The 13,022-nt window shown below is 66.1% G+C and carries 17 protein-coding genes and 1 tRNA gene; 8 read left to right on the top strand and 10 right to left on the bottom strand.

Going from position 1 to position 13,022, the window contains the following annotated elements; translation table 11 throughout:
- Positions 1-49: 49 nt before the first annotated feature.
- The 10 genes from J2848_RS01765 to J2848_RS01720 all read right to left on the bottom strand — a co-directional run bounded on the left by J2848_RS01765 (position 50) and on the right by J2848_RS01720 (position 6,587).
- Positions 50-625, bottom strand: a complete 576-nt coding sequence (locus J2848_RS01765) for a hypothetical protein (protein ID WP_149230735.1) — start codon at positions 623-625, stop codon at positions 50-52.
- 8 nt (positions 626-633) lie between these two features.
- Positions 634-1,233: a hypothetical protein gene (locus J2848_RS01760; protein ID WP_149230734.1), complete on the bottom strand. Its 600-nt coding sequence runs from the start codon at positions 1,231-1,233 to the stop codon at positions 634-636.
- Positions 1,234-1,521: 288 nt separating this feature from the next.
- Positions 1,522-1,598 (bottom strand) — tRNA-Pro (locus J2848_RS01755).
- A 94-nt stretch (positions 1,599-1,692) separates the two neighbouring features.
- Positions 1,693-2,157 (bottom strand): MerR family transcriptional regulator, encoded by a 465-nt coding sequence (locus J2848_RS01750; RefSeq protein ID WP_149230885.1) that lies wholly within the window; start codon positions 2,155-2,157, stop codon positions 1,693-1,695.
- Positions 2,158-2,290: 133 nt separating this feature from the next.
- Positions 2,291-2,623, bottom strand: coding sequence for an integration host factor subunit alpha (locus J2848_RS01745; RefSeq protein WP_149230733.1), 333 nt, complete (start codon positions 2,621-2,623; stop codon positions 2,291-2,293).
- 156 nt (positions 2,624-2,779) lie between these two features.
- Positions 2,780-3,751: a beta-ketoacyl-ACP synthase III gene (locus tag J2848_RS01740; RefSeq protein ID WP_149230732.1), complete on the bottom strand. Its 972-nt coding sequence runs from the start codon at positions 3,749-3,751 to the stop codon at positions 2,780-2,782.
- A gap of 3 nt (positions 3,752-3,754) precedes the next feature.
- A complete protein-coding gene (plsX, locus tag J2848_RS01735) occupies positions 3,755-4,807 on the bottom strand; it encodes a phosphate acyltransferase PlsX (RefSeq protein WP_149230731.1) in 1,053 nt (350 codons plus the stop codon).
- Positions 4,808-4,889: 82 nt separating this feature from the next.
- Positions 4,890-5,078, bottom strand: coding sequence for a 50S ribosomal protein L32 (gene rpmF / locus J2848_RS01730; RefSeq protein ID WP_012973646.1), 189 nt, complete (start codon positions 5,076-5,078; stop codon positions 4,890-4,892).
- 190 nt (positions 5,079-5,268) lie between these two features.
- Complete coding sequence (locus J2848_RS01725; protein ID WP_149230730.1) at positions 5,269-5,856, bottom strand: YceD family protein; 588 nt, start codon at positions 5,854-5,856, stop codon at positions 5,269-5,271.
- A gap of 149 nt (positions 5,857-6,005) precedes the next feature.
- Entirely contained in the window at positions 6,006-6,587 is a 582-nt protein-coding gene (locus J2848_RS01720; protein ID WP_246193765.1) for a ubiquinol-cytochrome C chaperone family protein, read from the bottom strand.
- Between the two features lie 132 nt (positions 6,588-6,719).
- Between J2848_RS01720 and J2848_RS01715 the strand changes: the two genes are divergently transcribed.
- The 8 genes from J2848_RS01715 (at position 6,720) to J2848_RS01680 (ending at position 12,976) form a co-directional block, all read left to right on the top strand.
- The gene (locus J2848_RS01715) at positions 6,720-7,214 is read left to right on the top strand and encodes an outer membrane protein assembly factor BamE (protein WP_149230729.1); all 495 of its coding nucleotides are present in this window, start codon (positions 6,720-6,722) and stop codon (positions 7,212-7,214) included.
- A gap of 26 nt (positions 7,215-7,240) precedes the next feature.
- On the top strand, positions 7,241-8,371 hold the full coding sequence (gene ribD / locus J2848_RS01710) for a bifunctional diaminohydroxyphosphoribosylaminopyrimidine deaminase/5-amino-6-(5-phosphoribosylamino)uracil reductase RibD (protein ID WP_342787926.1): 1,131 nt from the start codon (positions 7,241-7,243) through the stop codon (positions 8,369-8,371).
- A gap of 101 nt (positions 8,372-8,472) precedes the next feature.
- A complete protein-coding gene (locus tag J2848_RS01705) occupies positions 8,473-9,060 on the top strand; it encodes a riboflavin synthase (protein ID WP_149230728.1) in 588 nt (195 codons plus the stop codon).
- The gene (ribB, locus tag J2848_RS01700) at positions 9,057-10,196 is read left to right on the top strand and encodes a 3,4-dihydroxy-2-butanone-4-phosphate synthase (protein WP_149230727.1); all 1,140 of its coding nucleotides are present in this window, start codon (positions 9,057-9,059) and stop codon (positions 10,194-10,196) included. The genes J2848_RS01705 and ribB overlap by 4 nt, the downstream gene beginning before the upstream one ends.
- Positions 10,197-10,217: 21 nt before the next feature.
- Positions 10,218-10,682, top strand: coding sequence for a 6,7-dimethyl-8-ribityllumazine synthase (gene ribH / locus J2848_RS01695; protein ID WP_098740208.1), 465 nt, complete (start codon positions 10,218-10,220; stop codon positions 10,680-10,682).
- 35 nt (positions 10,683-10,717) lie between these two features.
- Entirely contained in the window at positions 10,718-11,308 is a 591-nt protein-coding gene (nusB, locus tag J2848_RS01690) for a transcription antitermination factor NusB (RefSeq protein WP_149230726.1), read from the top strand.
- 89 nt (positions 11,309-11,397) lie between these two features.
- Positions 11,398-12,429, top strand: a complete 1,032-nt coding sequence (thiL, locus tag J2848_RS01685; RefSeq protein WP_149230882.1) for a thiamine-phosphate kinase — start codon at positions 11,398-11,400, stop codon at positions 12,427-12,429.
- Positions 12,430-12,520: 91 nt separating this feature from the next.
- Entirely contained in the window at positions 12,521-12,976 is a 456-nt protein-coding gene (locus J2848_RS01680; protein WP_149230725.1) for a hypothetical protein, read from the top strand.
- Positions 12,977-13,022 lie beyond the last annotated feature (46 nt).

The raw sequence follows: 13,022 nt of genomic DNA, 5'->3' as shown, positions 1-13,022 counted from the left end.
ACTCGTTATCACCATAGTGCGCCTACATTTTCGATCTCGCCGTTAAAAATCACACGACTTTCCAAGTGGATCGATCCCATGTGGTCGTATTTCCAAAAAAACCAATTGGAACGCTAGCCCCTTGATGCCTAATCTCACATTTATCATGCATCATGTATTTCTGATCTTCTTGCCGATAATTCAGAATTTTACCTCCGGAGCTTCGCCAGCTTGGTGAGGCTAAAAGCAAGCTCTCAGTCATATCCACCCAATGATCGACTGAACCATATGAAGGGAGCGAGACATTACCAAAATAGATTTCTGTGGCGCATAGGTGGTTTGATAATAAGTCATGGAAATTTGCTGGAATTATTGATTTTGCTAAAAACACAATGTTTCCGGAACCATCGATGAGGTGGTATTTTCCGTCAGCATAGTTCGAAAGATGTTCACTTTGCCGATCAATAACTGATTGTCGATGTTTCCCCACATAAGTGGCGGCTACACCTCCGATCGCATCTCTTGTAACGTGGAGATAAACGCCAGGCCAATTTGCATTTAGATTATGAGCAGTTGATGGATCAAAAGCATTAAGAATTGGATACGGACCAGTCCACCTTACATCTATCGCAACGGGTTTGAACATTTTTGCTCCTACTGTTTTCCCGATTTGTACTTAATGTTAACTATTTCGCGGTTGATCCTTGCTCGAAGGACAATAGCTTCTCTCTCCTCCGCTAACCGGCGCAGCGTCACCAGTCCCACCGAGTCCTGATTGAGCTTCATGACTTCATCCCGCCGCAGGAGGTAGAAGCGCCATTGGTCGAGGTCGAAGGCGTCCCACCGAGCCATATCGGTCTCGGTCTGGACGCAGAAGACGTAGAGGTCGGCGTTGAACGATCGCTTACTGGTGAAGATGCCCGTGTCAGCGGACCAAGTCCGCGCCCTAAGCCCCGAGAACACAATTCTCGAACTCGGGTGGTGGGTGTGCCATCTCTGCCGATAGGCGCCACACTTCACTTCGATCCGAACGCCTTCAGGCGTGACCAAGTCGCAGGCGTCCCATTCGAACCGCTGGGGCGTCGATAAGCCCAGCAGTCGGGCGACCATCCATTCCGCGAAGACGCCACGGGTAGTGTTGCTCATGAGGTCGCTGTAGGCCCACCGCCAGAAGTCGGTGATCGTCCCGGTGGGCGCTCCAGCGCCGTGGAAACCCCGGTGTTCATCGGCTGACCGTAACGCATCTTCCAGCACCGTATTTTCCCCTCCCAGCATAGACGGGACGGTTGAAGAATGGCCTATCAAATCGCGCGTGAGAAGAGGGAAGCTGCGACTTAGGCGCCTGGGGATCTCGTCGCGCTGACGGAGCGGACCCACAGCGGACCCGGTAGGGCAGCCATGCCATGACGTGCCAGGAAGCGGCGTTTCGCGGGGTCCGCTGGGGGTCCGCTCTGCGGAAGGGCCGAAAATCGGGCCTGCCAGACCGTCAAAGAAAAAGGCCTCGAAACCGTTAGGTTTCAAGGCCTTATCTCCCTCCGAAACTGGTCGGAGCGACAGGATTTGAACCTGCGACCCCCAGACCCCCAGTCTGATGCGCTACCAGGCTGCGCTACGCTCCGTCAACTTCACCGCAGTGCTTGCGGCTTGGCTCCGGAAGGGAACGGGACTATAGCCGCGGGCTTTTGCCGATGCAACATCTCCCGTGATGTTTTTTCAGCTTTTTTTGCTCCCTATTTCGGACAGGCGGGACAGCACCGATCGCAGCGATTTCAGCTCGTCCAGCACCATGGTGATCTCGTGCCGGACCGCGTCCGAGAGGGGGGGATGATCCTCATCGCCTGCCCCGCCGTCCCGGGCCTCGTCCCCTGCAAACCCCTCGCCTTCCGCCGGTCCGCCGCCATCGTCGGCATCTTCCAGCAGCGGTGGGGTCGGGTCGGACATGCGTCCTTCCTTCAGCAGGCGCTGCACGCCCTTGATGGTGTAGCGATCCTCATACAGCAGCGCCTGGATGTGCCGCAAAAGCTCGACATCCTCCGGCCGGTAATAACGCCGACCGCCGCCCCGCTTCAGCGGGCGGATTTGGGGGAATTTCGTCTCCCAGAACCGCAGCACATGCTGAGGCACGTTGAGATCGGTCGACACCTCGCTGATGGTGCGATAGGCCGTGGCGGATTTCATGGCACGATCAGGCCATCCGCCGGTGACCGCGGGCGGCAGGCGGCAGACAGACACGGCACCGCGGGAAGGCACGGCACGGCGATGGGCAAGGCATCCGCATTATCGACAGCGGCCGGATGAATGGCGGCCGGCGTCAGGACAGCGCCCGCGCGGGCGTCGGTGCCCCACCCTCCTGGACCTCGTTGATACGGTTCTTCAGCACATGGCTGGCGCGGAAGACCAGGACACGGCGCGGCAGGATCGGCACCTCTTCCCCGGTCTTGGGATTGCGGCCGACCCGCTCGCCCTTCTGGCGAACCTGGAAACTGCCGAAGGAGGAGATCTTCACCATCTCTCCCCGGGCCAGCGCGTCGGAAATCTCATCCAGGACGGTTTCGACCAGATCGGCCGATTCGTTGCGCGAAAGCCCGACTTCCTGGTAGACCGCTTCGCTCAATTGGGCGCGCGTTACGGTATTTTGCGACATTGTTCGACCTCCCCCCGCAACCGTTGCAAAGACGGTAATCCGGCGAAAGAAGGTCCGTCAATTCAAAAGCTTGGCAGGCGCATACGGCCCTGCCGAAGCCCGGCCGGGCGTGCAGCGCAGCATGAAGGAGAGACGCGGGCGGAGGGAACTGCCGCCTTACCAGCGGATCAGCGCCGACCCCCAGGTCAGGCCGCCGCCGATGGCTTCCATCAGGATCAGGTCGCCACGCTTGATGCGGCCGTCGGCCACCGCCTCGCCCAGCGCCAGCGGAATCGACGCGGCCGAGGTGTTGCCGTGACGGTCGACCGTCAGCACGACCTTTTCCGGCGACAGCTTCATCTTGCGGGCCAGCCCGTCGATGATGCGGCGGTTTGCCTGATGCGGAACCATCCAGTCGATGTCGGTCGACTCAAGACCATTGGCGGCCAGCGCCTCCTCCACCACCGCCGACAGCTTCGACACGGCGTGGCGGAAGATCTCCTGCCCATGCATGCGGACATGGCCGATGGTGCCGGTCGACGAGGCGCCGCCATCGACATAGAGCAGGTCATACTGGGTGCCGTCGGAATGCAGGTGGGTGGACAGCACGCCGCGGTCGTTCGAATCGCCCTTGGCCTCATAGGCTTCCAGGACGATGGCGCCGGCGCCGTCGCCGAACAGCACGCAGGTGGTGCGGTCGTTCCAGTCCAGCAGGCGGGAGAAGGTCTCCGCCCCGATCACCAGGGCGCGGCGCGCCTGACCATTGCGCAGGAAATTGTCGGCCACCGACATGGCATAGACGAAGCCGGCGCAGACCGCCTGGATGTCCATGGCGAAGCCGGTGGTCCCCAGCGCCGCCTGCACCCTGGTGGCGGTGGCCGGGAAGGTGTTGTCCGGCGTGGTGGTGGCCAGGATGATGCAGTCGATGCTTCCGGCGGGCACGCCGGCATGCTCAAGCGCGCGCGTCGCCGCCGCGATCGCGAGGTCGGAGGTCTTCTCCCCCTCCGCGGCGATGTGGCGGGACTTGATGCCGGTGCGCTGGACGATCCATTCGTCCGACGTGTCGACCCGCTGTTCCAGATCCTGATTGGTGACGACGTTGGACGGCAGGAAGATACCGCAACCCAGAACTCGGGAACGCATGACCATTGTTCAGCCCGCCGCCGCCTTCGTGTCGGGAAGAGGGTTCGCGTCGGCTATGCGCCCCATCTCTTCCTTGATGCGTTCGTTGAAACCGTGCGTCGCCAGATTGATGGCGACCGCCACGGCATTGGCGAAGCCGACGGCGTCGGTGCCGCCATGGCTCTTCACGCAGACGCCGCGCAGGCCCAGGAACATCGCGCCGTTGTAGCGGCGCGGGTCGATCCTTTCGCGGAAACGCTTGAAGGCGCCGCGCGCCAGCAGATAGCCGATCCGCGCCAGAAACGAGGTCGCGAAGGTGCGGCGCAGGAATTCGGAGAACAGCTTCGCCGTCCCCTCCGCCGTCTTCAGCGCGACATTGCCGGTGAAGCCGTCGGTGACGATGACGTCCACCGTGCCCAGACCGATGTCCGTGCCCTCGACGAAGCCATGGAAACGGCCGGGCAGCGGCATGTCGCGCAGGCTGGCCGCCGCGGCACGCACCACCTCGTTGCCCTTCATGTCTTCCGAACCGATGTTCAGCACACCGATCGACGGCTGCGGCAGCCCCAGGATGGCACGCGCGAAGACGGCCCCCATCACGGCGAACTGGACGAGGTTTTCCGGCTGGCATTCGGCGTTGGCACCGAGGTCCAGCATCACGCTCTCGCCCCGTTGCGTCGGGAAGAAGGAGGCCATCGCCGGCCGGTCGATGCCCGGCAGCGTCTTCAACACGAACTTCGCCATCGCCATCAGGGCGCCGGTGTTGCCGGCCGACACCACGCAGGCAGCCTCGCCCGCCGCGACGGCATCGATGGCAAGCCTCATGCTGGACTGGCGCCCCGCGCGCAGTGCCACCGCCGGCTTGGCGTCACCGGCCACGAAGTCGGCGGTATGGCGGATCTCCGCCACCGCCTTCAACGCGGGCCGCTGATTCAGCAGCGGTTCGATCCGCTGCTGGTCGCCATACAGCAGAAAACGCACGTCGGGATGACGTTCCCGCGCGATGTCCGCCCCGGCAATGACCATGTCGGGACCGTGATCGCCACCCATGGCATCCAGGGCGATGGTCAGGCGCTGGCTCACCGCGAACAGGCTCCCCGGCTAGGACCCCGGCAGGGGCGACCAGCACCCCCGATCAACGGGACCTCAGACAACGCGATGCGGATCAAGCGGCCGCGGTGCCGCTCTGAACCACTTCACGCTGGTCGTAGTGGCCGCAAGACCCGCAGACATGGTGCGGACGCTTCAGCTCGCCGCAGTTCGGGCACTCGTTGTAGGCCGAGGTGGGCAGAGCGTGGTGCGAACGACGCATGTTGCGCCGCGACTTGGAGGTCTTCTTCTTCGGAACAGCCATGACCGTAAACTCTCTTCATTGGAAAGGGCGGCCCGAACAGGGGCCGCCCAGCGCGAGCGGCATTCAATAAGGCAAATGCCCCCAAAGGGCAAGCCCGAACAACCCCCATTTCGCAACCCCGCGCCGCTCATTGGTGGGGGTGGAAATGCCGGCCCTTATACAAGGAGCGGCGGGGAAAGCAACAGCAGGATCAGTTCCGCGACTTCAACTGCTGCAGGACGGCGAAGGGATTGGGTTTTTCAGGCTCCCCCGCGGCCTCTTCCTCCCCCGTCTCCCCGTCCTCATGCTCGCGATGGTCCTCGAATTCCGCCCCTTCGGCATGCGGATAAGGGTCGAGGCCCAGAGACAGGTGCTGCGCCGTCAGCTCGCCGATGTCGATTCGGTTGTTCTCCATCGGCTCAGGGATGTCCTCGTCCGACAGCGAGGCGTCGAAATCGACCTCCAGCCCCGGGTCCTCGATCATCGACGGCGGGGCAAACAGCGCCTCGAAGCGCTCGCTGACATGGGCGGGCACCGGCTCCAGCGTGACGACGCAGGTCTGGACCACGTCGGCCTCCAGCTGTCCGGAAACCCGGATCATCTGGCCACCGCGCACCGCACGCAGCTTGACCGTGGCGGTCAGGCTGCCGATCGACTCCAGCTCCAGCCGTTCGGCGAGCGCGCGTCGCTCCGCTTCGGTCGCTTCGATGGTCTCGGTCACGTCGGCGCGACGCACCGTGTCGGCATGGACGACGCGCGAGAATTCCGGGGCCGGCAGGGCGCCGTTGGCAGGGCTCATGGCGAAAGACTCTCTGATCGAAAAACAAGATGGCCGGCGCGGCGGGCGCCCGGCATTCTCCCGAGTCACATGCAGCCGCCGCGCCGGAAAGGCAAGCCCTCAGGCACGGCGTCAGGCACAGGCGACACTCTACATATATAGTGAAGCGCTCAGGCCGGCACCGGCGCGAAGCGGACCTCGCCCGCCATCAGCGACTCAAGCGGCTGCGCGTCCAGCGCCCCGGCGCAGGCGCGGACATAGGCGGCCATGGCCGCCAACGCCCCCTCCGGCACCGGATCGACCGTGCCATAGAGGTTGTTGTCCAGCGCCACCTCCAGCCTGCCGCCGTCGGAATCGGCCAACGCCTCGTCATAGGCGCGGATTCGCCCGGCCATGCCGCGCGCCATCGTCTTCACCCGCCGGGCGATGCCGCTGTCGCCGGCCCCCATCTCCAGCAGCGACTTCTCGAAATCGTCGACCATCGTCTCATAGAGGCGCTGCGACAGTTTGCCCGCCTCGGCCCCCTGCCCCTTCAGCCGGCGCATCACCAGCAGCAGATGCAGCGCCACCATCTCGAACCGTCCGTCCAGCGTGTCGGGCACGGCGAGCGCCCTGTAGAAGCCCGGTTCACGGGCTTGCCCGACGATGGCGGTGAACAGCCCACCCACCGCGGTAGCAGTGCGGGCACGGGATCCGCCGTCCAGATTGCCCAGCAAAGGGGCCAGCAGACGGCCGATAAAGCTTCCTGACACGAACGGCAGCCCTTCCCCGACTCGGAGTCTCGTTGACAGGGCGAAGCAGCCGGTGCGATTGTCCCGCCCGGAGACTATCCACAGCCGTGGACGGCCTCTTTGCCCCGCCGGCTCCATCATAGCCCGAGCACCATGACCAGATCGAACATTTCCGCCCCCCGCACCGTCATTCGCGCCGCCCTGCTGGGCAGCCTCCTGCTCGCCGGCCTCGCCGCGACCGGCTGCTCGCCCATCGTCGCCACCCGCGGCAACCTGACGGACCCGCAGCTGGTGGCGGAGCTTCAACCGGGCCAGAGCCGGCGCGACGACGTCGCCGCCGTACTGGGCACGCCGACCTCGGTCGGGACCTTCGATCCGAACGTCTGGTACTATATCGGCCAGAAGACCGAGAAGACCGCCTTCTTCGAGCCGGAAGTGACGGAACGCCGCGTCGTCGTCGCCCGCTTCGACGACGGCGGCGTCCTGCGCGAGATCAAGACGCTCGACAAGTCGAACGGCCAGGACATCGATCTGGTCGAGCGCACGACGCCGACCGCCGGCCGCGAGATGGGCTTCCTGGAACAGATGATGGGCAACGTCGGCCGCTTCTCCGCCAAGGACACCAAGGGCAAGGGCCCCGGCAGCTGATCGCTGAGTCGCTAGGCCGGCCTTCCGTGCACGTTCTGCCCGATACCGACACCGACCTGCGCCACATGCGCACCGCCCTATCGCTCGCCGTGCGCGGGCTGGGGCGGACTTGGCCCAATCCGGCGGTCGGCTGTGTTCTGGTCCGCGACGGTGCCGTGATCGGTCGCGGCTGGACCCAGCCCGGCGGCCGTCCGCATGCCGAGACCGAGGCGCTGGCCCAGGCCCGCTCCTTTTCCGGTGGAGCGGAAGGCGCCACCGCCTACGTCACGCTGGAACCCTGCAATCACTACGGCAAGACGCCGCCCTGCGCCCTGGCGCTGGTCGAGGCGAAGGTGGCGCGTGTCGTCGTCGCCTGTCAGGATCCGGACCCGCGGGTTGCCGGTGGCGGACTGACCCGGCTGCGCGATGCCGGCATCGCGGTGACGACCGGTGTCTGCGAAGCCGAGGCGCTGGCCCTGAACGAGGGTTTCTTCAACCGGATCACGTTGGGCCGTCCCCTGGTCACGCTGAAAGTGGCCAGCACGCTGGACGGCCGCATCGCCACCGCCACCGGCGAGTCGCAGTGGATCACCGGCCCCACCGCCCGTGCCTGGGGCCACCGTCTGCGCGCTAGTCACGACACCATCCTGGTCGGCATCGGCACCGCCCTGGCCGACGATCCCGAACTGACCTGCCGCCTGCCAGGCCTGGAAGACCGCAGCCCCGTGCGCGTGGTGGTGGACAGCAGCCTGCGCCTGCCTCCCACGGCCAGGCTCGCCACCGGTGCCCGCCGCATCCCGACCTGGATCGTCACCGGCCCCTCCCCCGACTCCGCGCTTGCGGAGTCCCTGACCGCACTGGGCGTCGAAGTGATCCCGGTCGCGGCCACCGCTGATGGGCGGGTCGATCCCGCCGCCGCGATGGCGGCTCTCGCCTCCCGCGGCATTACCCGCATGCTGGTGGAAGGCGGCGCGGCGCTGGCCGGTGCCCTACTCGGTGCCGGGCTGGTCGACCGGTTGGAGTGGTTCCGCGCCGCCTCGCTGATCGGCGGCGACGGTTTGCCGGCGGTCGCCGGCTTCGGAGTCGAGGCGCTGGCCGCTATGGCGCGCTTCGAACGCACCACGGTCCGCAGCGCCGGCACCGATCTGGCCGAAAGCTACCGCCGAATCGCCCCCTGACGACCGGCATCGCCACCGGTCCCACCCACGCAACAGACCGTTGCGCCGCCCGCGCTGTCGCGCGCGCTTCCCCTGGCCGCGAAACCTGCTAAATTCCCCGCATGTTCACCGGAATCATCACCGATGTCGGGCGCGTCCGGGCCGTGGAGCGGCAGGGCGACACCCGGTTCACCATCGAGACCGCCTTCGACACGGAGACGATCGCGATCGGGGCGTCCATCGCCCATAACGGCGTCTGCCTGACGGTCATCGAAAAGGGGCCGGGGTCGTACGTCATCCAGGCCTCTGGCGAGACCCTGTCGAAGACGACGCTCGGCGGCTGGGAACCCGGCACCCGCGTCAACCTGGAACGCGCGCTGAAGGTCGGCGACGAGCTGGGCGGCCACATCGTGTCCGGCCATGTCGACGGCGTCGGCCGGCTGCTGTCGATCCGCCCCGAAGGCGAATCGCTGCGCCTGACCTTCGAGGCGCCGGCCAGCCTCGCCAAATACATCGCGCCCAAGGGCTCGGTCGCCATCGACGGCGTGTCGCTGACCGTCAACGAGGTCGACGGCAAGCGCTTCGGCGTCAACATCATCCCCCACACCCAGACCGCCACGACCTTCGGCGGGCTGAAGGAGGGCGATGCGGTCAATCTCGAAATCGATATGCTGGCGCGCTACGTCGCCCGGCTCGCGGGGCAGGAATGACGTCCGAGTTTCACCAATACCTGTCGACCGCCGAAGAGATCATCGAAGAGGCGCGTCAGGGCAGGATGTTCATCCTGGTCGATGACGAGGACCGGGAGAACGAAGGCGATCTGGTGATCCCCGCCTCCTGCGCCACGCCGGAAGCGGTGAACTTCATGGCCAAGCACGGGCGCGGCCTGATCTGCCTGACCATGGACCGGCCGAACATCGAGCGGCTGCGCCTGCCCCTGATGGCGCAGCAGAACGCGTCGCGCCACCAGACCGCCTTCACCGTCTCGATCGAGGCGCGCGAGGGCGTGACCACCGGCATCTCCGCCGCCGACCGCGCCCGCACCATCGCCGTCGCCATCGACCCGGCATCCGGCCCGCAGGACCTCGCCACCCCCGGCCACATCTTCCCGCTGCTGGCGCGTGACGGCGGCGTGCTGGTCCGCGCCGGCCATACGGAGGCGTCGGTCGATATCGCCCGCCTGTCCGGCCATTCCAACTCGGCCGTGATCTGCGAGATCATGAACGACGACGGCACCATGGCCCGCCTGCCGGATCTGGTGCAGTTCGCCCAGTTCCACGGGCTGAAGGTGGGCACCATAGCCGACCTGATCGCCTACCGCCGCCGCACCGAGACCATCGTCGAACAGGTTCTGGCCGGTACGCTGGACAGCCGTTACGGCGGCCGCTTCCAGTCCTACGTCTACGTCAACAAGATTCAGTACGCCGAACACATCGCGCTGGTCCGCGGCGACATCTCCGGTGACGAGCCGGTGCTGGTGCGCATGCATGCCCAGTCGGTGCTGGACGACGTGCTGGGCGACCGCAATTCCGGCCGCGACAACGACCTGCATGCCTCGATGGAGCTGATCGCCAAGGAAGGCCGTGGCGTCGTCGTGCTGCTGCGGGAGCCGAACCCGAACGGTCTGTCGGTCACGCTGAAGGCCCGGCTGGAGGGTCAGGCCGGCAGCGTCCCGGAACTGCGCGACTACGGCATCGGCGCCCAGATCCTGCTGGATCTCGGCGTACGCAAGATGGTCCTGATTTCCAACCGCAAGAAGCCGATCATCGGGCTGGAGGGCTACGGCCTGACCGTGGTCGGCCACCGCGCCATCTCTCCGGGTGCCGCCGATCCCGGTGACGACTGAGAAGGGACTGGTCCCCGCCGGATGACCGATACGCCCCACATCATGGTCGTGGACGCCCGCGTCCACGAGGACATCGCTGACGAGCTGGCGCGTGGTGCCGTTGCGGAACTGGACCGCGCCGGCGCCACGCACATCCGCTATGGCGTGCCCGGCTGTCTGGAGCTTCCGGCGGCGATCATGTACGCCATCCGCTCCATGGATTTCTTCACCGCGCGCAAACGCTTCGACGGCTACGTGGCGTTGGGCTGCGTGATCCGGGGCGAGACGACGCGGTACGACACCATCTGCGCCGAAAGCGCCCGCGGCTTGCAGGATCTGGCCCTGCGCTACAGTCTGGCGGTCGGAAACGGCATCCTGACGGTGGAAAATCGCGAGCAGGCCTGGGCGCGGGCCAATGTCGGATCGGTCAATACCGGCGGGCGTGCCGCGCGGGCCTGTCTTGACATGATTGACCTGAAGCGCAAATTCCGCCTCTATCCGCGCTGACCCCGACATCTCCTCTCTTTTAGCGACTGCAGATCATGAGCAACGACGACGCGGGCAGCCCCGTGACACCCGACCACGCCCCCAAGGGTAGCGCTTCCAAGGGCAAATCGAAGTCCCGCAAGAACAAGACCGGCGGCGGCTCCGCCAAGGCGCGCCGCAAGGCCGCCCGTCTGGCCGCGGCCCAGGCGCTGTACCAGATCGATCTGGCCCAGGCCCCGGTTGAGAATGTCGTCGGCGAGTTCGTCGCCCACCGGCTGGGCGAGGAGATCGACGGCGACAAGTTCGTTTCCGGCGATCCGCAGCTGTTCGCCGACATCGTCCGCGGCGCGATCCATCGCCGGGCCGAGGTCGACGGGGTGCTGGGCGCGGCACTCGACCCGCGTTTCCCGCTCGACCGGCTGGAGTTGCTGCTGCGCGCCATCCTGCGCGCCGGCGCCTATGAGATCGCGGTCCACACGGACACCCACCCGCGCATCCTCATCAGCGAGTATGTCGACGTCGCCCGCGCCTTCTTCTCCGGCCGCGAGCCGGCGATGGTGAACGGCGTGCTCGACCATGTCGCCCGCGCGCTCCGCGCCGACGACCTCGCCAAGCCCGACCCCGGCCGCAGCGCGGCCGAGGAGTGAACTAAAACTCGAAGAAATCCCCTCTCCCCCCTGGGGAGAGGGTTAGGGTGAGGGGATCGCACAGCGTGCCTTTCACGAAAATCCACCCCGTGCATCCCCCTCACCCCGACCCTCTCCCCGGGGGGGAGAGGGGGAATCGCCCCCTCGGCGAGTTCGGCCGCATCACCCGTTTCTTCAAGCCGCTGGCCGCCGGCTTCCCGGGTGCCCGCGGCCTGCGCGACGACGCCGCCGTGTTCGGTGTGCCGGAAGGGCGGGAACTGGTCGTCACCACCGACGCAATGGTCGCCGGGGTGCATTTCTTCCCCGATGACGCACCGGCCGACATCGCCGCCAAGCTGATGCGCAGCAACCTGTCCGATCTAGCCGCCATGGGGGCGGAGCCGCTGGCCTACACGTTGGTGACCGCCCTGCCCCGCGGGCTGGACGAATCCTGGCTGGAGGGTTTCGCCGCCGGCCTCGGCGAAGACCAGCACCAGTTCGGCATCGCGCTGGCCGGTGGCGATTCGGTCTCCACCAGCGGCCCCATCACACTCTCGGTAACCGCCTTCGGGCTTGTCCCCACCGGTCGCGCCCTGCCGCGCTGGGGCGGCCGATCCGGCGACCGGGTCTTCGTTACCGGCAGCATCGGCGATGCCGCCCTGGGGTTGGAGATCGCCTATGGCCGCCTCGACATCCCGGACGAGCAAACCCGCGCCCATCTGCTGCGCCGCATGCGCCGGCCCGACCCGCGCACGACCGTCGGGCCGCGCCTGATCGGGCTGGCCAGCGGTGCGATGGACGTGTCCGACGGGTTGGTCGCCGACCTCGGCCATCTCTGCGAGGAATCGGGCTGCGCCGCCCTGCTCCACGCCGCTGCGGTCCCCCTGTCGGACGCCGCCCGCGGCGCCATCGACGGCGATCCGGTGCGGCTGGCGCTCGCCATCACCGGCGGCGACGATTACGAGCTTCTGTTCACCGCCCCGCCCGCAGCCCGCGAGGCCTTGGAAACCCTGTCCGCCGACTGTGGGGTGGCGATCGCCGAGATCGGCGAACTCCGCTCCGGCACGCCCGGCGAGGTTTCCGTGCTGGACGCCGCCGGTTCGCTTCTGCCGCTCACCCGGCGCGGCTGGGACCATTTCTGACCGGCCGTGCCCGGTGCCGTCCATTTAAGACAATCGAAAGCATACGCGGCGCAGGGTTCGGCGGGTCGCCGTCTGCGTAAGGTGTGTTGCCGTGGTCAAGGCTCTGATCGTCCTCGTGCTCGGCATCGTGCTGCTGGGCGGTGCCAGCTTCGGCGGCTGGTTCGTCTATCAGAAATACTTCGTCCCGCACCCGGAAGAGCCCAAGAAGGTCGAACCGCCGCCCAAGCCGCCGACCGCCTTCGTCCGCCTGCCGCCGCTGGTGGTGCCGATGATCGGCCCGTCCCGAGTCGAGCAGTTCGTGACCGTCGTGGTCGCGGTGGAGGTGCATCTGGAAAAGCAGCCGATCGTGCAGGCCAACCAGCCACGCCTGACCGACGCCTTCCTGACCGCGCTTTACGGCGGCATTGCCGATCAGTCGATCCTGAGCGGGGCTTTGGTCAATATTCCTGCCGTAAAGACCAAATTGGTCGAGGCCGCCGCCAAAGTCGTGGGCAAGGACGCGGTCTACGATGTGCTGGTCCAGGCGGTTACGCAGCGCAATCTCTGAACGCGTCCTGCACCCTCCGCAATTCGCGCCCATTTTGCGGTGCAGA

Source organism: Azospirillum lipoferum, assembly GCF_024170005.1.
In the GTDB taxonomy this organism is placed as follows: Bacteria; Pseudomonadota; Alphaproteobacteria; order Azospirillales; family Azospirillaceae; genus Azospirillum; species Azospirillum lipoferum.
This window is presented reverse-complemented; position numbering and strand designations above follow the sequence as displayed.

Bases quoted from the DNA above. Each gene is read 5' to 3' on its own strand.
- J2848_RS01765 (WP_149230735.1), bottom strand. From the start codon at position 625: ATGTTCAAACCCGTTGCGATAGATGTAAGGTGGACTGGTCCGTATCCA.
- J2848_RS01750 (WP_149230885.1), bottom strand. From the start codon at position 2,157: ATGAAATCCGCCACGGCCTATCGCACCATCAGCGAGGTGTCGACCGAT.
- J2848_RS01745 (WP_149230733.1), bottom strand. From the start codon at position 2,623: ATGTCGCAAAATACCGTAACGCGCGCCCAATTGAGCGAAGCGGTCTAC.
- J2848_RS01740 (WP_149230732.1), bottom strand. From the start codon at position 3,751: ATGGTCATGCGTTCCCGAGTTCTGGGTTGCGGTATCTTCCTGCCGTCC.
- rpmF (WP_012973646.1), bottom strand. From the start codon at position 5,078: ATGGCTGTTCCGAAGAAGAAGACCTCCAAGTCGCGGCGCAACATGCGT.
- J2848_RS01725 (WP_149230730.1), bottom strand. From the start codon at position 5,856: ATGAGCCCTGCCAACGGCGCCCTGCCGGCCCCGGAATTCTCGCGCGTC.
- J2848_RS01715 (WP_149230729.1), top strand. From the start codon at position 6,720: ATGACCAGATCGAACATTTCCGCCCCCCGCACCGTCATTCGCGCCGCC.
- J2848_RS01705 (WP_149230728.1), top strand. From the start codon at position 8,473: ATGTTCACCGGAATCATCACCGATGTCGGGCGCGTCCGGGCCGTGGAG.
- ribB (WP_149230727.1), top strand. From the start codon at position 9,057: ATGACGTCCGAGTTTCACCAATACCTGTCGACCGCCGAAGAGATCATC.
- ribH (WP_098740208.1), top strand. From the start codon at position 10,218: ATGACCGATACGCCCCACATCATGGTCGTGGACGCCCGCGTCCACGAG.
- nusB (WP_149230726.1), top strand. From the start codon at position 10,718: ATGAGCAACGACGACGCGGGCAGCCCCGTGACACCCGACCACGCCCCC.